This is a genomic window from Collinsella sp. SGI.178, assembly GCF_050313495.1.
In the GTDB taxonomy this organism is placed as follows: domain Bacteria; phylum Actinomycetota; class Coriobacteriia; order Coriobacteriales; family Coriobacteriaceae; genus Collinsella.
Genome location: NZ_JBNPLM010000011.1, coordinates 1 through 18,154, shown reverse-complemented (window position 1 = coordinate 18,154; position 18,154 = coordinate 1). Strand labels below are relative to the sequence as shown.

Sequence of the window (18,154 nt, the reverse complement as noted above, 5' to 3'; positions counted from 1 at the left end):
TGCCTTGCCTTTTGAATGACAAATTGTCGCTCTGGGCGGCGCGCAGCGTCGACCGGTCCGCCGTTCGTTAGAACGGCGGAACCTAGAGATCCCCGCCGGCTCCCAGTAGCTTGCGCATGACCTGTTCGGGATTAACCGAGCCATCGCGCGGGGCCAGGGAGGTGATCTTCTTCTGCATCTTGTACTCGTGCAGCTCGTCCTCGAGCTGGCGCATGCGGGCGCGGAGCTTTTCGTTCTCGCGCTCGCGCTCCTCGGCACGCTCCTTCATATCGAGGATGCGCACCACGCCGGCAAGGTTGATGCCCTCGTCGGTCAGCTGGTTGATGAGCTCCAGGCGCTCGATATCGGCACGCGAATACAGGCGCGTGTTGCCGCCCGAGCGCTGGGGGTTCACCAGACCCTTGGACTCGTAGACGCGCAGAGTCTGCGGATGCATGCCGGTCAGCTCGGCCGCCACGCTGATCATGTACAGCGGTTTGTTCCTATTGTCCTCGGCCATGCTACCTGACCCCTTTCCGTCTCGTTATCGTCCATCATAAGCCCGCGGGCGTGGGCGTGCACCGCGACCGCCCTAGAACGTCGCCTTGTAACGGTTAACTTTCTCGCGGTAGTCGCGCGTGTCGGCCTCGCGCAGCTTGGTCATGGCATCGCGCTCGTCATCGGATAGGTTCGTGGGAACCTGTACCTTGATCTCGACGAGCAGCGCGCCCGTACGGCCACGGTGCTTAACGTCGGGCGCCCCCATCTCCTTAAAGCGGAACTTCTTGCCCGTCTGGGTACCCGCAGGCACTTTCAAACGGACCGTCGCACCGCCGGGCGTGGGCACGTCCACCGTGCAGCCGAGCGCCGCCTCGTAGACCGAGACCGGTACCTCCATGGTCACGTCGGCGCCTTTGCGCTTAAACAGCGGGTGCTCCTCCACATGCGTGGTCACGACCAGGTCGCCGCGCTCGCCGCCGGCGACGCCATACTCGCCGCGACGCTTGTAGCGTAGCTTGCCGCCGTCGACCGCGCCCGCGGGCACCGAGACCGTAATGGTCTGCTGCTCGCCTGTCGAGGGAATGCGATAGGTGACCTTGTGCGTCACGCCGCGAAACGCGTCCTCGGCCGTCACATCGACGGTCAGCGACAGGTCGCCGCCCTTGCGAGCGCGGCTGCGACCCGCGCCGGCACCGGCAGCGCCCGCAGCCCCGGCAAAGCCCGAGCCCCAATCGCTGCCCCAGGCGCCGTTGCCGCTAAAGATGCTGTCGAAGATGTCGCCCCAGCCGCTGGCACCCGCGCCGGCACCGTAGCCGCCGCCATACGCGCCGCCTGCGCCCGGCATGCCGCCAAACATGAGCATCTGGTCGTACTCTTTGCGCTTCTTCTCGTCCGAAAGCGTCTCGTAGGCCTCGCTGATCTCCTTGAACTTGGCCTCGTCGCCGCCGGCGTCGGGGTGATATTTTTGCGCGAGCTTGCGAAACGCGCTCTTGATCTCTTTGTCGGAGGCGCTCTTGGATACGCCCAGGATGTCATAGAAGGTTTTGCCTGCAGCCATCGTAGCTCCTCTCCTGTTTTATCCGTCGCCCAGCGGGCGGCGGTTCATGCTTTCATATGGCACTAGGCCAGAAAGGGCCCCGGGTGTTGCCCCGGGGCCCTTCTCAATTACTCCTCGGTGCTCTCGGCCGTATCGGCCGCAGCATCCTCGGGCGCCGCTTCGGGCTCCGGTGCGGGGCGCTTTTCGCCACCGTAGGTCACCGTCACCATCGCGGAACGCAGGATGCGGTCCGCCATGCGGTAGCCCTTCTGGTACACGTCGTTGACGGTCTCGTCGTACTGCGACGAGTCCTCGACGCGACCCACAGCCTGGTGCTCGAGCGGATCGAACGCCTCGCCCTTGGGGTCGATGGGCTCAACGCCCTCGTGCGCAAACACATCGAGTAGCTTGGCATGCACCGCGTCGACGCCGTCGACGAACTGCTTAAAGTCGTCGGAAAGCTCTTGGCTGCGAGCATGGTCGATCGCGCGCTCGATATCGTCGACCACCGGCAGCAGCGCAGTGACGAGCTTCTCGGTCGCGCGCTCACGCTCGGCGATACGCTCGCTGGCGGTGCGGCGACGGAAGTTCTCCCAGTCGGCCTGCAGACGGGCGGTGCGCTCGGTGGCGTCCTTCGCCTTGTCCTCGGCAGCCTTCTGAGCCTCTGCCGCGGCATCGAGCTCATTGCGCACGTCGGCAAGCTCCTTCTGGGCCTGCTCGAACTTGAGCTTAAAGTCGTTGTCGGCGGCTTCCTCACCGGCGCGGATAGCGGCTTCCACCATCTCGTCCTCGGTCATCGTCGCCTCCTTGTTGGAATCCTCTACCTGGTTCTCGACAGCCTCGGCGGCCTCGGCCTCGTTGGCCTCGGTATCGTCGACGGCCTCTACGGGAATCTTCACGTCCTTCTCCTCAGAGTCAACGGGGGCGGCTCCAACGGCAGCCGCCTCCGTGCGAGCTTTACGGGCGGACATGATTACTTGTCCTCGTCGTCCACAACCTCGTAGTCGGCGTCGACGACGTCATCGTCGGCAGGCTGGGCGCCGGCGGCACCGTCGGTCTGCTGCTGAGCGTCGGCGTAGACAACCTGAGCCAGCTCGTAAGCCACGGACTGCAGGGACTCGCCAGCGGCCTTGATGGCCTCGACGTCAGAGCCCTCGAGCGCCTTCTTGGCATCGGCGATAGCGGCCTCGGCCTTGGACTTCACGTCGGCGGAAACCTTGTCGCCCAGCTCGTTGAGGGTCTGCTCGGTGGAGTAGCACAGGCTGTCGGTCTGGTTGCGGACCTCGACCTCTTCCTTCTGCTTCTTGTCCTCCTCGGCATGAGCCTCGGCGTCCTTGACCATACGATCGACTTCTTCGTCGGACAGAGCGGTGGAGCCGGAGATGGTGATCTGCTGCTCCTTGCCGGTGCCCTTGTCCTTAGCGGAGACCTTGACGATGCCGTTGGCGTCGATGTCGAAGGTGACCTCGATCTGCGGCACGCCGCGGCGGGCAGCCGGGATACCGGTCAGCTGGAACTTACCGAGCGACTTGTTGTCGCGGGCAAGTTCGCGCTCGCCCTGGAGCACGTTGATCTCGACGCTGGTCTGATTGTCGGCAGCGGTGGAGTAGACCTCGGTCTTGGAGGTCGGAATCGTGGTGTTGCGGTCGATCATCTTGGTCATGATGCCGCCCATGGTCTCGACGCCCAGCGACAGCGGGGTAACGTCGAGCAGCAGGATGCCCTCGACGTCGCCGGTGAGCACGCCGCCCTGGACGGCAGCGCCGTCGGCAACGACCTCGTCGGGGTTCACGGACATGTTGGGCTGCTTGCCGGTCATGGTCTTGACGAGCTCCTGGACGGCGGGCATACGGGTGGAGCCGCCGACGAGGATGACCTCGGTCAGATCGGAGAGCTTAAGGTTAGCGTCGCGCAGGGCGTTGGTGACAGGCTGCTTGCAGCGCTCGAGCAGGTCGCGGGTGATCTTCTCGAACTCGGCGCGGGTCAGCGTGTAGTTGAGGTGCAGCGGGCCGGACTGGTTCATGGTGATGAACGGCAGGTTGATAGTGGACTGCTGGGCGGCGGAGAGCTCCTTCTTGGCGTTCTCGGCGGCCTCCTTCAGACGCTGCAGGGCCATGGGGTCCTGACGCAAGTCGACACCGTTCTCCTGCTGGAACTTATCGGCCATCCAGTCGATGACGCGCTGATCCCAGTCGTCGCCGCCCAGGTGGTTGTCGCCCGAGGTGGACAGAACCTCAAACACGCCGTCGGCGAGGTCGAGGATGGAGACGTCGAAGGTACCGCCGCCCAGGTCGAAGACCAGGATGCGCTGATCGGAGCCCTGCTTGTCCAGGCCATAGGCCAAAGCGGCAGCGGTCGGCTCGTTGACGATACGCTTAACGTTGAGGCCGGCGATCTTACCGGCGTCCTTGGTGGCCTGGCGCTGGGCGTCGTTGAAGTAGGCCGGGACGGTGATGACGGCGTCGGTGACGGTCTCGCCCAGATACTTCTCGGCGTCGGCCTTCATCTTTGCGAGCGTCATGGCGCTCACCTGCTCGGCGGTGTATTCCTTGCCCTCGATGTCGACGACGGCACGGCCACCCTGGCCCTCCTTGACCTCATACGGCACGGTCTTGAGCTCGGAGGTGCACTCGGAGTACTTGCGGCCCATGAAGCGCTTGATGGAGAACACGGTGTTCTTGGGGTTGGTGACCGCCTGGTTCTTAGCGGCCTTGCCCACGACGCGGTCGCCGTCGGCACGGAAGCCCACGACAGACGGGGTGGTGCGGTCGCCCTCGGCGTTCACGATGATGGTCGGAGAACCGCCCTCGAGAACGGCCATTGCGGAGTTAGTAGTACCAAGGTCGATACCAAGAATCTTGCCCATTAGAAATTCCCTCTCTCTTGTGCGTTTGCACCGACTCGGCGGTCTGCCAAGCGGTCTTTCGGTTTGTCTTTCAGGATGTAGTGTATCCCCTTATGGACCGGAATATACAAAATCTAAGTCAATTCATATAAGATTTCTTATCACTTAGAGTTTAGGTTCTCGAATACGCAGGTAGATGCGCTGATTGAGTTCTCGGCAAATCTATCGAGATCTATGTAGAGATGGCTGAGGTTTGGGCCGGGGGTGCTTGGGGCTGCTTTACGGAAAGCTCGTCCCGGTTTGAGCGTGGATTCCGGGTCGTAGTTTCCGTCTGAAGGCTCAACCGGAAACTGTATCCCGTTTTGAGAGCTAATACCGGGTCGCAGTTTCCGCTAGCGGGCCCAACCGGAAACTGCGACCCGTTTTTCGACCAGATAACGGGATGCGCTTTCCGAAAGCCCACTCAATTGCTCAATAATTCGAGTCACCTTTAGCTAACATTTGCACAGCTCACCAGCCTCACCTGTGCGTTTCTTAGTAAGCCGTGGCATACTCGGCGAATGGTATGAAGATGCCGGCCAGAGGGTATTGCAAACGGTCGCTCACGTGGTATGTTTTTGCCCGAATCAAACCGGCGCGCATCGCCTGTAGCGTCGGTCAACAGAGAGGAAACTACCATGGCTCATCCCGTAATTGATGCCGACGAGTGCATCGCTTGTGGCGTTTGCGTCGACTCCTGCCCCGCTGGCGTTCTGGAGCTCCAGGACGTCGCTACCGTTGCTGACGAGGACTCCTGCGTCGCCTGTGGCGCTTGCCAGGACGCTTGCCCCGCCGGCGCGATCACCGAGATCGTCGAGGAGTAACAACTCCCCCACTTGCACACTCACAAGTACACCGTGCACAAAAAAGGAGGCCTCCGCATCGCCGCAGAGGCCTCTTTTTTGTGCGGATAGCTAATTTGGCACCGTCGCAGGTTGAGCATAAGTCAGCGAAAACGCCCCTAAGCGAGCAAGGTGACGCGAAAGAGAAGAGAAGCGTACTTTTGTACGCGACCGACGATTGAACGTCAGATTGCCGCTTAGGGGCGTTTGCAGCGTCGGCTACGACAGATCGTCTTCGTAGGGCATCAGGTCTGCCAGATAGCCCTTCTCCTTGAGCATAGCCTCGATCTCGTCGAGGGCTTGCTCATCCTCTGCCGCGATGCGATGGAAGTGATAGCCGCTCGTCACCGTTAGTAGTGGAAAGCTCTTGCCGCTCTCGATATCGTGCAGGTAGCGCTCAACATCGCGACGATTGCGGATGTCCAGGTCGGCCGTGATCTTACCGTACACGCGGTGGTTGACGATTACGTTGAGCACGGCGCCTCCGGCGTCGACGATACTCGTGAGCTCATCGCCTGTCTGCTCCACGCTATGGCGAACCTTGACCAGGCGCGTGGGCACGGCGGGGCTGCTGGGGGCCTCCTGCAGCACGTAGCCGCGATTGGTCGCCACGATATCGTGCCCATCGGCGCGCAGCAGGGCGATGTCTTGCACGACAACCTGGCGGCTCACACCCACCTCGCGAGCAAGCGTACTGCCGGAGACGGGGTCTTTGGCTCGCTCGAGCACGCCCATGATGGCACGGCGACGCTCGCGGGCGTCCATTATTTACCGTCCAGCAGACGCAGGTGCTTAAGCGAGAGGTCGAGAATCGGCGCAGAGTGCGTCAACGCCCCCGAGCTAATAAAGTCAACGCCCAGGTCGGCAAGCGCACGGATATTGCCGGCATCCACGTTGCCCGAACACTCGGTCTTGGCGCGACCGGCAATAAGCTCAATCGCGGCAGCCATGTCATCGTGGGTCATGTTGTCGAGCATGATGATGTCGGCGCCGGCCTCCACGGCCTCGCGCACCATGTCCAGGTTCTCGCACTCGATCTCGACCGTCGCGGTAAACGATGCATGGGCGCGCGCCATCTCGATCGCACGCGTCACGCCGCCGGCGGCGTCGATGTGGTTGTCCTTGAGCATGACGGCCGTCGACAGGTTGTAGCGGTGGTTGCTGCCGCCGCCGATCTCGACCGCGGCCTTCTCGAAGACGCGCATACCCGGCGTGGTCTTGCGCGTGTCGACGAGCACGGTCTTGGTGCCCTCGAGCGCCGCAGCCATCTGGTGCGTATAGGTAGCGATACCGCTCATGCGCTGCAGGTAGTTGAGCGCCACGCGCTCGCCCGAAAGCAGCACGCGTGCATCGCCGCGTACCTGGCCCACATGGTCGCCGGCGTGCACCTCGTCGCCATCGGCAACGTCAAACAGCACCGAGCTCTGCGAATCCAGCAGCTCAAAGGTACGAGCGAACACATCCAGGCCCGCGATGATGCCATCGGCCTTGGCGATGAGCTCCACCGTGGCGGGACGCGCCGTGGGGCACACGCTCGCCGTGCTCACATCCTCAAACGTAATGTCCTCGCGCAGAGCCTGCAAAATCAGATCATCGACGACGAGCTTCATGGTAATGGGGTTCATGGTCTACTCCTCCACGGCCTGCGTGCCGGCGGCACGGGCCAAATCATCGATTGCCAGGGTGTCGGCGCTCAGGGCGCGATGACGGCCATCGAGCGCGGGCTCGCCCGCCTGCTCCACGGCGAGCGACTGGCCGGTACGCATGTGCCACGCGGCGCGACGACCCCAGACCAGCGCCTCGAGCAGGCTGTTTGATGCAAGGCGGTTCTTGCCGTGAACGCCGTTGCAGGCCGTCTCGCCGGCGGCGTAGAGCTCGGGCATCGAGGTGCGGCCGTCCTTGTCGATCCACACGCCGCCCATAAAGTAGTGCTGCGTGGGTGTGACGGGAATGGGCTCGTCCAAGATGTCGCGGCCGTCCTCCAGGCAGCGTGCGCGAATGTTGGCAAAGTGTCCGGTTACCACGTCGCGCTCAACGGGGGCAAAGCTCAGCCACTCGTGCTCGGTACCATCCTGCTTCATCTGCTCGCGAATAGCGGCGGTGACAACGTCGCGCGGCTGCAACTCGTCGGTAAAACGCTCGCCGGCGGCGTTAAGCAAAATCGCGCCCTCGCCGCGGCAGCTCTCGCTGATCAGGAAGGTGCGGCCCGGCTGCGGCGAGAACAGTCCCGTGGGGTGAATCTGCACGTAGTCCAGGTGCTCCATCTTAATGCCATGCTCCTGGGCGATGTAGCAGGCATCGCCCGTGAGCTGCGGATAGTTGGTCGAGTGGTCGTACACGCCGCCGATGCCGCCTGTCGCCCACAGCGTGTGGCGGGCATGGATCTTAAACGGCTCGCCGGCATGCACGCCCTCGGCGGCATTTGCCAGCTCGTCGGCGGGGCGAACCGAGTTGTCCTCGTCCACGGGAACGGCGACGACGCCGAGGCACGCCGTGGCGCCATCACGCTCGCCCGTCAGAATGTCGGTCATGGCCACGTGCTCCAAAATCTGCACGTTATCCAGCTTGCGAACGGCCTGGAGGAGCTTGGTCGTGATTTCCTTGCCCGTAATGTCGGCATGGAAGGCGATGCGCGGGCGACTGTGCGCACCCTCGCGGGTAAAGTCGAGGCTGCCGTCGGCCTTGCGCTCAAAGTCCACGCCCATGGCCAGCAGGTCGTTGATGACCGAGCGGCTCGAGCGGATCATGATGTCGACGCTCTCGCGGCGGTTATCGTAGTGGCCGGCGTGCATGGTGTCCTCAAAGAAGGCGTCGTAGTCAGAGCCTTCGGGAAGCACGCAGATACCGCCCTGCGCGAGCATCGAATCGCACTCGTCGACAGCACCCTTGGAGAGCATGATCACGCGCGTGCTCGTCGGCAGATTGAGGGCCGCGTATAGGCCCGCCACGCCGCAACCGGCAATGACGACATCGCACTCCATGTCGGGGCATTGTTTGGTTTCCACAGGAATCCTCTCCCTTGCAATGTGACATAAGGGATGGTCCCTCATGTCACATCGTTCTAGCGCGCCGCGTATTCGAGCATGCGGTCGAGCGTGAGCTTGGCCTGGTCGGCGGCTTCATCCGACACGCCGATCTGCACCTCGCCCTCGCCCGTCTCCAGGCAGCGCACGAGCTTTTCGAGCGTGATGAGATCCATGTTGACGCAGGTGGGCTGCACCGCGGGGAAGTAGAACTTCTTGCCGGTGCCCTGGCAGCGCCGCTCGAGCTCGTAGAGCACGCCGCGGACCGTCACGATGATAAACTCGCTCGCGTCCGACTCCTCGGCATACTTGATGATGCCGGCAGTGGAGCCGATGTAGTCGGCCTCGGCCAGGACGTCGGCCTTGCACTCGGGGTGCGCCAGCACGAGCGCGTCGGGGTGCGCCTCCTGTGCGTCGACGATCTGCTCGACGGTGATGATGTGATGGCGCGGGCAGTAGCCGTTGTTGAGGATGACGTGCTTTTGGGGCACCTGCTCGGCCACAAAGCGACCCAGGTTCTGGTCGGGAATGAACAAGATGTGCTGCTGCGGCAGCTCGGAGACGATCTTGACGGCGTTAGAGCTGGTAACGCACACGTCACTCCAGCTCTTGATCTCGACCGTCGAGTTGACGTAACACACCACGGCCAGGTCGTCGCCATATTCGGCGCGCGCCGCGTCGACCGTCTCGTGCTTGACCATGTGCGCCATGGGACAGTCCGCGCCCGGCTCGGGCAGCAGCACGGTCTTGGTGGGGTTGAGCAGCTTGGCGCTCTCGCCCATAAACTCCACGCCGCACAGCACGATAGTCTGCTGCGGCAGGCTCTTGGCGAGCTTTGCCAGGTAGAAGCTGTCGCCGACGTAATCGGCCACAGCTTGAACCTCGGGCGCCACATAATAGTGCGCCAGAATCACTGCGTCACGTTGGGTTTTTAGCCGATGAATGGCCTCGACGAGCTCTGCGGGCACCAGTGCCGCGCGCTCCGTTGCCGTCGTTGCCGATGCCAGGCCGGCCGCGATATCGCGTGCAAGCTCCGATGCATCCATGTTCGCGCTCTGTGCCATCAAGGCCCCTCTCTTTTGGCGAATCTTGGGGCTTTAGTATGCCACCTGGCTTTACAGCTGACAAGACAGCTGTAAAGCCAGGTGTAAAGTTGGAATAAGGATTCAATCTTGGGGCGGGTCCATTTTCGAACTGGCAAGCTGAGGACAGTCGAGCTCTCGATAACGCAGGAGGCATCTTTGGACGGCCGCCGCGCATGGTCGACGGCATGCCCGTAGCCGGGCACACCGGACACGGCTTTGGCACCAGGAGCATTAAGCTTGCCGTCGAGCGCATGAACGGCAACTGCCAGTTTCGCATTCACGGCAATCGGTTTGAGCTTCGTGCAGTGATGTAAGGGCGCGACAAGTCGGCGCCGCGCTCGACCCATCAGGACCGCCTTGCCGGCGCCAGTCCGCTACAGCGGCGCGGCGGCCGGGGTCAGCTGCTTGATGTAGGCCCACATGCGCTGCTTGGCGGCTCTGTCAGTGAGCGCGGCCTCAAAGCCGTCGAGCGCGAGTACGCGACGACCCTGCACGTGGGCGACCAAGCCGGGCTTGAGCATGGCGGTATCAAAGTCGTCGATTGCCACGAGCATGTCTGCGTAGGTCTCGCGCATGGTATCGGCCGCGCGATCGTCCAACAGCAGGACCGCCTCGGGGTCCAAGGCCTCGAGCGCCTCGCGGAACAGCTCGCACGGCAGGTCCTCGCCCGCCGCAACCGCCCCGTCGCCCGCGCCGGCAACACTTGCCAGCACGCAGAAATCCTCGGGCGCGTAACCGATGGCGCCGAGCGCCTTACGCAACGCGGCGCCGTCTGGACCGGCAGCCAGCTCGCCACCCGCACGCTCGGCATCGTCCAAATCACCTTTTACCAGCACAATCGGCGAGCACGCGTTACCCGCGATACGCACGCCGCGACCCGCGAGCGATGCGAGCTCCTGCTCGGCCGCCTGGGCGATGGCTTCTTTTTTCTGGCTTTGTGACGTGGGCATGCGCTCTCCAATCGTTTGAATGCCCACCATTATATAAAAGAGCCGCCCGCGAGTGGTTGCATTGCGGGCCGTTGGGTATAAGCACGGTCGTACTGAGTTTTACGCGGCCGAGCCGCGTCGCACTATGGAGGTCACCATGGCTGACATTAAGCAGATTACCCCCGAGAATTTCGATTCCGTCGTTAACGGCAGCCTTCCCGTGCTGGTTGATTTTTGGGCACCGTGGTGCGGTCCCTGCCGTTCGCTCTCGCCCATTGTTGACGAAGTGGCCGACGAGCTGGCCGGCAAGATTACCGTCGCCAAATGCAACGTCGACGACAATCAGGACCTGGCCATGAAGTTTGGCGTTATGAGCATCCCCACGCTGGTTGTCTTTAAGAACGGCGAGGAAATCGACCGCTCCGTCGGTGCGCTGCCCAAGGCCAGGCTGCAGGCGCTGCTTGAGAAGCACCTGTAATACGCCGGTCATTTGTTGCCGTCCATGAGTGGTTTTGTGCCGCTCGCCGGAGAGCCGGGTGTTGCGCCCGCGACCACGGATAGTATGGTAATCACAAACAGCCCCCAGTGAACGGGTGCGGGTCAGACGGACTCGCACCCGTTTTCTTATGCGGCGATGCGTAAAGCGGGCGTAGTAGAATCTGAACCACTGATTAGACCCGTACAAAAGGAGATTCCCATGCATGACGTCGGAATGAACATGAGCCAGCTTGCCATGAGCGTCAAGCAGGTCGACGACACGATCGAGCTCGCCCACGAGTGGAGCCATCAGCTGCTGCATGCGACCGAGAACTTTGACATGGAGCGCATTGGCGCCAAGCTCGAGGCCGCCATGGCGGCGCTCCACGAGGCGCACGACGCACTCGAGGGCTACGAGGAGGCCATCGAGGCCGACCATAACTCCGTTGGCTCCGTAAAGCTGGTGTAGCGTGGCCGAGCACGAGCACGCCTGCGAGCACGAGCATCCGCACGGGCCGACCGGCGACGTGGGCTGCCGTTGCAGCAGCTCCGCCTCCGAGCTGGTCCGTTTTTCGGTCACCGCGCCCGACGACCTGTTGCGCCTCTTTGACGAGCAAATCGCGCGCCGCGGCGACGTTGCCAACCGCTCCGAGGCCGTGCGCGACCTGATTCGCGCCTCCATTGCCAAGGAGCAGATGCGAACGCCCGACGAGCAGGTCATCGGGTCGCTCACCATGATTTACGACCATCACACCGGCGACCTGACGCGCCGCCTGGACGAGGTGCAGCACGACTACACCGACGAGATTGTCTCGACCATGCACGTGCATCTGGACCACCACAACTGCTTGGAGATTCTGGCGCTTAAGGGTCGCGGCGAACGTGTCTACGAGCTGGCCGACCGTCTGCTGGGCCTGCGCGGCGTTAAGCACGGCGAGCTCACCTGCGCCGCCACCGAGCAGAGCCTGGGGCTGTAGCGGGTCTTTGCGCGGCGCACCTGCCAAGAAGGGACAGGTTTGTTTTGGCAGGTTTAACGTTTTACCTACCAAAATAAACCTGTCCCTTTTTGGCAGGTCTCGATGAAGGAGGGTCGCATGCGACATGCGCATATCCATGTAACGGGCATTGTGCAGGGCGTCGGCATGCGACCGTTTGTGTATCGCGAGGCCATGGCGCACGGCATTTGCGGCTGGGTGCTTAACGCGGGCGATGGCGTGCATATCGAGGCGCACGCTCTAAGCGAGGCGCTCGACGAATTTGTCGCCGCGCTTTCCGAGCATACGCCTGCGGCGGCTCGTGTGGAGCATGTCGAGGTTATGGACCTAGCGCCCGGCGACTGGGACGCCGCCAACGAGCGGGGCTTTCGCATTGTGGCATCGCAGGATCAAACCGCCCACACGACGCTCGTCTCGCCCGACATCGCCACGTGCGACGACTGCCTGCACGAGCTGTTCGACCCCGCCGACCGACGCTTTCACTATCCCTTTATCAACTGCACCAACTGCGGACCGCGCTTTACCATCATCCGGTCGCTGCCCTATGACCGAGCGGCCACCTCGATGGATTGCTTTCCCATGTGCCCCACCTGTGCCGCAGAGTATGGCGACCCGCTTGACCGGCGGTTTCACGCGCAGCCCGATGCCTGCTTTGATTGCGGGCCGCACATTACGTGGCGCGAGGCCGGCGAAGCCGCCGTGTCGCTGACCGTCGGCACCACGCGCAAGACCAGCGACGCCATTATCGACCGCTGTGTTGAGCTGCTGGCCAACGGCGGTATCATCGCCATCAAGGGTCTGGGCGGATTTCACTTGGCATGCGACGCCTCCAACGAGAAGACGGTAGCCGAGCTTCGCCGCCGCAAACGCCGCAGCAACAAACCGCTTGCCGTCATGGTACGCGGCCTTGCCGATACTGAACGCCTGTGCCATGTCAACGACGTTGAACGCGGCTTGCTGACCGGCAGCATTCGCCCCATCGTGCTGCTGCACCGACGTGCCGTTTGCGAGAGCGGCGGCTCCCCCAACGCGCTCGCGCCGTCCGTCGCGCACAACCTTCCTGAGCTTGGCGTTATGCTCCCCTACACCCCGCTTCAGCATCTGTTGCTTGCCGCGGCAGAAGCCCGCGGTATGCACGCGCTCGTCATGACCAGCGGAAACCTGAGCGAAGAACCCATCGAGACCGATGATACCCTTGCATGGGAGCACCTTGTTGCCGCCGGCATCGCTGACGCGCTACTTGGCAACGACCGTGCGATTCTCTCGCGCTACGATGATTCCGTGGTGCGCGTGGTCGGTGGGGTCGCCATGCCCGTTCGCCGCGCTCGCGGATATGCACCCCAGCCGCTGCCGTTGCCGGCGCTCGACGGCGCTCCGTCCTGCGTGCTCGCCTGCGGGCCACAACAAAAGGCCACGATTGCGCTCACGCGTGAAGGGACGAACGGCGAGGCAACCTGTTTTGTATCGCAGTATATCGGCGATGTTGAAAACGGCAGGACCTTCGATGCCTGGAACGCCGCGCGCACGCGCTTGGAAGATCTCTTTGACTTGGCGCCCGCCGCCTTGGCCTGCGATCTACACCCCAGCTATCTGTCGAGCCAATGGGCGCGCGAGCAGGCGCGAAAATGCAATCTGCCGCTCGTCGAGGTGCAGCACCATCATGCGCACATCGCGAGCGTAATGGCAGAGGCGATTGCCGCGGGCCAGCTTACAACCGACGCGCGCGTCCTTGGCATCGCCTTTGACGGCACCGGCGCCGGCACCGATGGGACCATTTGGGGCGGCGAGTTTCTTGTTGCCAGCCTTGGCGGCTTTGAGCGCGCCGCGCATTTGCGCACCTGGACGCTCCCCGGCGGGGCGGCCTCCGTGCGCGACGCCCGCCGCAACGCCTTTGCCCTGCTCAGTGAGCTCGGCCTGCTTGAACATCCGGGGGCCGAGCGGCTCTTGGACGGCCTAGACGAGCAAACACGCAGCGTGACGGCAACGATGATCGAGCGGAACATCAACAGCCCACGCACGAGCAGTATGGGGCGTCTCTTTGACGCCGCCGCTGCAGTTTTGGGCATTTGCGGGCAGGCAACCTACGAAGGCGAGCCCGCCATCGAACTCGAAGCCGCCGCCTGGCGCGCGCTCGGCAGCAAAATTACCCATGTTCCCGGCGATAAAGACGGCTGTTCCGCATCTGACCCATTGCGACTGGACAGTTTGTTCAGATTTGTATTAAAAACAGACCCTCTAACCAACGGTTTTGACTCAGATTACCCCGAAGAGGGCTCTCCAGGCACCTCATTTGCGGTTAATTCGCCCGCCGGATACCCCAAATCAACCCATTCGGGGCCCTCGCAGACGATTTATACCACCCATTACCACTCTAAAAAGTACAAATCTGAACTAACTGTCCAAGCAACCTCGAGCAGGTCTCTCGTCCTGAGCCCCAGCTCACTTTTTGCGGCACTTTTGGAGGGAACCAGAGCCAGTGTGCCCGCCGACAGGCTCGCACTCGACTTCCATGTCGCCGTCGCGCGCTCCTCGGCACGCATCGCCAGCGAGATCTGCACCCGTGAAGGCCTCGATACCGTTGCGCTCTCGGGCGGCGTGTTCATGAACCGACTTCTGCTCCAGCTCCTCACCCGCGAGCTCAAAAGCGCAGGTCTTACTGTCCTTATCCCCCATACCGTGCCCGTCAATGACGGCTGCATCGCCTACGGTCAGGCGGCGGTCGCAAGCGCTCGTCTTGCGCAGATCGCATCGCAGTAGCTCGCTCTCGCACACCGCTGTGCCCAGCCGTCTCACAGGCGTAACGCGTTTGCCCGCGAACCCCGCGAGCGCTACCATCAACTGATGGATTATTGAGCGCCTATCCAGCGCAAAACGTCTAAAAGGGGAACAATATGTGCCTTGCCGTCCCCGGTAAAGTAGTCAAACGCGACGACGGCCTCAAGGCCACCGTCGATATGATGGGCGTCGAGCGTCCGGTGTCGCTGCGACTCGTGCCGACGGCGCAGGTTGGCGACTATATTCTCGTACACGCCGGCTTTGGCATCCAGATCGTCGACGAGCAGGAAGCGCAAGAAACACTCGAGCTCGTTAATGCCATGACCGAACTGGCCGAAGAAGACCAACTGGCCAGCAACCCGGCCGAGGCATACTAGTGGCGGCCGGACAGCCGGCTCGCTCCGGTATCGACTTTTCGGCATTTCGCAATTCCAAGCTGGCCCGCGAGCTCATCGAACGCATTCGCGGTCTTGTCGGCGACCGTACCATCAACCTTATGGAAGTCTGCGGCACGCACACCGTGAGCATCGGCCGCTATGGCTTTCGCTCCATTATGCCGGCCGGGCTCAAGCTGCTGAGCGGCCCGGGCTGCCCCGTCTGCGTTACTGCCAACCGTGACATCGACCACGCGATCGCGCTCGCCAACATAGACGGCGCCATCATCACCACCTTTGGCGACATGATGCGCGTGCCCGGATCGTCCACCTCGCTCGCAGCGCAAAAGGCGGCAGGGCGCGATATCCGCATCGTCTACTCCCCGCTCGATGCGCTCGACATTGCCGAGCAAAACCCCGATCGTCCGGTCATTTTTATGGGCGTGGGCTTTGAGACTACGACGCCCACCATCGCCGCTGCCATCTTGGAGGCCGAGGCGCGCGGGCTTTTGAACTTTTCGGTCTATTGCGCCCACAAGACCACGCCGCCGGCGTTGCGCGCCATCGCCAACGATCCCGAGACCGCCATCGACGGCTTTATCCTGCCGGGCCACGTCGCCACCATCACGGGCTTGGCGCCCTTTAGCTTTTTGGTCGACGAGTTCGATACCCCGGGCGTGGTCACGGGATTTGAACCGGTCGACATCCTGCAGGGCATCTGCATGCTGGTCCAGATGGTTGTCGAGGGCAGGCCCGCGATCGACAACGCCTACCGCCGTGGCGTCAACGCAGGCGGCAACCCCGTGGCGCGACAGCTGGTCGAGCAGGTGTTTGAGCCATGCGACACCACATGGCGCGGGCTGGGGCCAATTGCCAACTCGGGCCTTTCCATCCGCCCTGAGTTCTCGCGCTTTGATGCCCGTACCCGCTTTGACGTGCCCGTTGAGGCGACGGTCGAGCCGCGTGGGTGCCGCTGCGGCGACGTGCTGCGCGGGGCCATTACGCCGAGCGGCTGCCCGCTCTTTGGCCGCACCTGCACGCCCGAGCACCCCGTCGGCCCGTGCATGGTGAGCTCCGAAGGCAGCTGCGCGGCGTACTACCGCTACCGCAACTAGTCCGGACGCACCCGCACACTGGCACCACCCACGATTGGAGTTTTCGATATGTCCCGTACTGCCACCGATAGCACCGTCCTTTTGGGCCATGGCTCCGGCGGTCAGATGATGAAACGCATCATCGATGAGGTCTTTTTGGATGCCTTTGGGGCGCCCGAGTTGCTCGAAGGCAACGACGCCGGCGTCGCCGCGCTGCCCGCGAGCGGGCGCATCGCCATGTCGACCGACAGCTTTGTAGTCTCGCCGCAGTTCTTCCCCGGTGGCAACATCGGCCGTCTCGCCGTGTGCGGAACCGTCAACGATGTCGCGACCTCGGGCGCCAACGTGCGCTACCTATCGTGCGGTTTTATCCTCGAAGAGGGCTATCCCATGGATAAGCTCCGCCAGATTGTGCAGACGATGGCCGAGACGGCGCGCGAGGCGGGCGTGTCCATAATCACGGGCGACACCAAGGTGGTCGAGCGCGGCGGGGCCGACGGCGTCTACATCAATACCGCCGGCGTGGGCGAAGTGCCTGCGGGTGTGGCGCTCAGCGGTGCAAACTGCCAGCCTGGCGATGTCATCCTGGTGTCGGGCACACTCGGCGACCACGGCATCGCCATCATGAGCCAGCGCGAGGGCCTGGCATTTTCGAGCACGATCGAAAGCGATGCCGCGCCGCTCAACCACCTGATTGCCGACGTTTTGGCCGCAGCGCCCGGCACGCGCTGCTTCCGCGACCCCACGCGCGGCGGCCTGGCATCCACACTCAACGAGTTTGCCCAGGCCAGCGGTGTTGCCATGGAGATCGACGAGGATGCCGTGCCCGTGCGCCCCGACGTGCAGGCGGCATGTGAGATGCTCGGCTACGATGTGCTGCAGGTGGCAAACGAGGGCAAGATGGTCGCCGTGGTGCCGGCCGAGCAAGCCGATGCGGCTCTAGCCGCCATGCGCGCCGCCCGCTACGGCGAGAATGCCGCCATCATCGGCCGCGTGCTGCCGCTTGGATCGGACGCCCGTCCCGCCGTGCGCGTGCGCACCGGCTGGGGCTCTACCCGCATCCTCGACATGCTCGTGGGAGAGCAGCTGCCGAGAATTTGCTAGGGCGGAATCTCATGAGTGGCGCGATGTCACCTGATATCCCTGGAGATGTTCAGATTCCAAGCACACCCAACGCGTAAGCCCAGTATTATGGGGTGCGTTTTGAAACCCAACGACGGGAGCTTTCATGGCAGCAGCTTTTTCCCATGTGATCTTCGATCTGGACGGCACCATCCTCAACACGCTCGAGGACCTGGCAGCCGCCGGCAACCATACCTGCGAGGCGCACGGCTGGCCCACGTTTGCCGTTGACGAGTACCGCTACAAGGTGGGAAACGGCATGCTCAAGCTGGTTGAGCGCTTTATGCCCGCCGAGTACGCGGGCGACGGCCGTATGTTTGAGCAGACGCTTGCCGAGTTTAGGGCTTATTACGGCGAGCACAAGGAGGACCACACCGCCCCCTATGCCGGCACGATCGAGATGCTCGACCGCTTGCGTGCCGCGGGTGTGCAGCTTGCCGTGCTCACTAACAAGGACCACGTCTCGGCGGCCCCGCTTATCGAGAAGTATTTTGGTTCCGAGCGCTTTGCGCTGGTACAGGGCCGTGTCGATGCGTTTCCGCCCAAGCCCGAGGCACCCGTCACGCTGCATGTGATGGAAGAGCTGGGCGCCGACCCGGCGACCACGCTCTATGTGGGCGATTCCAATGTCGATATCCTGACCGGCCACAACGCCGGTATTAAGAGCGCGGGCGTCAGCTGGGGCTTCCGCGGCCGCGCAGAGCTGGAAGCCGCCGGCGCCGACTACGTGGTGGACAGCCAGGCAGAGCTCGCGGCGCTGGTGCTGGGCGAGTAGCGGAGCCGCCGCTTAACGTAGCTGCGACAATTCTTCCACGCGGAAACGGCATCCCGTTTTGGGGCTCCGGAATGGGATGCACTTTCCGTTTGAGGCGCGTCGGGGAAACGACATCCCGTTTTGGAGCAATATTCCGGGTCGCACTTTCCGCAACCCACCCCATCCGGAAACCGCAACCCACTATTCGGCCAAAAACCGGGTCGCATTTTCCCAAGCATTCGATGTAACGCCGGTGCAAGGAGTGTCCCCAGCTGCCGGCAGAA

General features: G+C 63.0%; 19 protein-coding genes. 10 read left to right on the top strand and 9 right to left on the bottom strand.

The window, feature by feature from the left end; translation table 11 throughout:
* Positions 1–82: 82 nt before the first annotated feature.
* The 4 genes from ACQRAQ_RS04675 to dnaK form a co-directional block, all read right to left on the bottom strand.
* Entirely contained in the window at positions 83–499 is a 417-nt protein-coding gene (locus ACQRAQ_RS04675; protein WP_427719306.1) for a heat shock protein transcriptional repressor HspR, read from the bottom strand.
* 72 nt (positions 500–571) lie between these two features.
* Positions 572–1,537, bottom strand: coding sequence for a DnaJ C-terminal domain-containing protein (locus ACQRAQ_RS04670; protein ID WP_154518131.1), 966 nt, complete (start codon positions 1,535–1,537; stop codon positions 572–574).
* Between the two features lie 107 nt (positions 1,538–1,644).
* Positions 1,645–2,487 (bottom strand): nucleotide exchange factor GrpE, encoded by an 843-nt coding sequence (locus ACQRAQ_RS04665; protein WP_427794081.1) that lies wholly within the window; start codon positions 2,485–2,487, stop codon positions 1,645–1,647.
* Positions 2,488–2,489: 2 nt separating this feature from the next.
* The gene (dnaK, locus tag ACQRAQ_RS04660; protein ID WP_154518137.1) at positions 2,490–4,382 is read right to left on the bottom strand and encodes a molecular chaperone DnaK; all 1,893 of its coding nucleotides are present in this window, start codon (positions 4,380–4,382) and stop codon (positions 2,490–2,492) included.
* 590 nt (positions 4,383–4,972) lie between these two features.
* On the opposite strand from dnaK, the gene ACQRAQ_RS04655 reads away from it, so the two are divergent.
* Complete coding sequence (locus ACQRAQ_RS04655; protein WP_158564522.1) at positions 4,973–5,224, top strand: indolepyruvate ferredoxin oxidoreductase subunit alpha; 252 nt, start codon at positions 4,973–4,975, stop codon at positions 5,222–5,224.
* A gap of 237 nt (positions 5,225–5,461) precedes the next feature.
* On the opposite strand, the gene ACQRAQ_RS04650 is transcribed toward ACQRAQ_RS04655, so the two are convergent.
* The 4 genes from ACQRAQ_RS04650 to nadA are packed head-to-tail and all read right to left on the bottom strand — an operon-like array spanning position 5,462 to position 9,329.
* On the bottom strand, positions 5,462–6,007 hold the full coding sequence (locus ACQRAQ_RS04650) for a transcription repressor NadR (protein ID WP_427719302.1): 546 nt from the start codon (positions 6,005–6,007) through the stop codon (positions 5,462–5,464).
* Complete coding sequence (gene nadC, locus ACQRAQ_RS04645; RefSeq protein ID WP_427794080.1) at positions 6,007–6,867, bottom strand: carboxylating nicotinate-nucleotide diphosphorylase; 861 nt, start codon at positions 6,865–6,867, stop codon at positions 6,007–6,009. The genes ACQRAQ_RS04650 and nadC overlap by 1 nt, the downstream gene beginning before the upstream one ends.
* A gap of 3 nt (positions 6,868–6,870) precedes the next feature.
* Positions 6,871–8,247 (bottom strand): L-aspartate oxidase, encoded by a 1,377-nt coding sequence (locus ACQRAQ_RS04640; protein ID WP_427794079.1) that lies wholly within the window; start codon positions 8,245–8,247, stop codon positions 6,871–6,873.
* 56 nt (positions 8,248–8,303) lie between these two features.
* Positions 8,304–9,329 (bottom strand): quinolinate synthase NadA, encoded by a 1,026-nt coding sequence (gene nadA, locus ACQRAQ_RS04635; RefSeq protein ID WP_427794078.1) that lies wholly within the window; start codon positions 9,327–9,329, stop codon positions 8,304–8,306.
* Between the two features lie 194 nt (positions 9,330–9,523).
* Here nadA and ACQRAQ_RS04630 point away from each other — a divergent pair, with 194 nt between their 5' ends.
* Positions 9,524–9,664, top strand: coding sequence for a hypothetical protein (locus ACQRAQ_RS04630; protein WP_427794077.1), 141 nt, complete (start codon positions 9,524–9,526; stop codon positions 9,662–9,664).
* A 60-nt stretch (positions 9,665–9,724) separates the two neighbouring features.
* On the opposite strand, the gene ACQRAQ_RS04625 is transcribed toward ACQRAQ_RS04630, so the two are convergent.
* Positions 9,725–10,300 (bottom strand): hypothetical protein, encoded by a 576-nt coding sequence (locus ACQRAQ_RS04625; RefSeq protein WP_427794076.1) that lies wholly within the window; start codon positions 10,298–10,300, stop codon positions 9,725–9,727.
* A 136-nt stretch (positions 10,301–10,436) separates the two neighbouring features.
* Here ACQRAQ_RS04625 and trxA point away from each other — a divergent pair, with 136 nt between their 5' ends.
* The 8 genes from trxA to ACQRAQ_RS04585 all read left to right on the top strand — a co-directional run bounded on the left by trxA (position 10,437) and on the right by ACQRAQ_RS04585 (position 17,891).
* The gene (gene trxA, locus ACQRAQ_RS04620) at positions 10,437–10,757 is read left to right on the top strand and encodes a thioredoxin (protein WP_154518161.1); all 321 of its coding nucleotides are present in this window, start codon (positions 10,437–10,439) and stop codon (positions 10,755–10,757) included.
* A 219-nt stretch (positions 10,758–10,976) separates the two neighbouring features.
* Complete coding sequence (locus ACQRAQ_RS04615; RefSeq protein ID WP_006235225.1) at positions 10,977–11,225, top strand: hypothetical protein; 249 nt, start codon at positions 10,977–10,979, stop codon at positions 11,223–11,225.
* A 1-nt stretch (position 11,226) separates the two neighbouring features.
* Positions 11,227–11,733 carry a nickel-responsive transcriptional regulator NikR gene (gene nikR, locus ACQRAQ_RS04610; RefSeq protein WP_427794075.1) on the top strand — a complete coding sequence of 169 codons (507 nt, stop codon included), beginning with the start codon at positions 11,227–11,229 and terminating at the stop codon, positions 11,731–11,733.
* 117 nt (positions 11,734–11,850) lie between these two features.
* On the top strand, positions 11,851–14,508 hold the full coding sequence (gene hypF / locus ACQRAQ_RS04605; protein WP_427794074.1) for a carbamoyltransferase HypF: 2,658 nt from the start codon (positions 11,851–11,853) through the stop codon (positions 14,506–14,508).
* 134 nt (positions 14,509–14,642) lie between these two features.
* Entirely contained in the window at positions 14,643–14,903 is a 261-nt protein-coding gene (locus ACQRAQ_RS04600; protein WP_427727316.1) for a HypC/HybG/HupF family hydrogenase formation chaperone, read from the top strand.
* Positions 14,903–16,015: a hydrogenase formation protein HypD gene (gene hypD / locus ACQRAQ_RS04595; protein WP_427794073.1), complete on the top strand. Its 1,113-nt coding sequence runs from the start codon at positions 14,903–14,905 to the stop codon at positions 16,013–16,015. The genes ACQRAQ_RS04600 and hypD overlap by 1 nt, the downstream gene beginning before the upstream one ends.
* Positions 16,016–16,063: 48 nt before the next feature.
* Positions 16,064–17,098, top strand: coding sequence for a hydrogenase expression/formation protein HypE (hypE, locus tag ACQRAQ_RS04590; protein ID WP_427794072.1), 1,035 nt, complete (start codon positions 16,064–16,066; stop codon positions 17,096–17,098).
* Between the two features lie 124 nt (positions 17,099–17,222).
* Positions 17,223–17,891, top strand: coding sequence for an HAD family hydrolase (locus ACQRAQ_RS04585; RefSeq protein ID WP_427794071.1), 669 nt, complete (start codon positions 17,223–17,225; stop codon positions 17,889–17,891).
* The last annotated feature ends 263 nt before the right edge of the window (positions 17,892–18,154 follow it).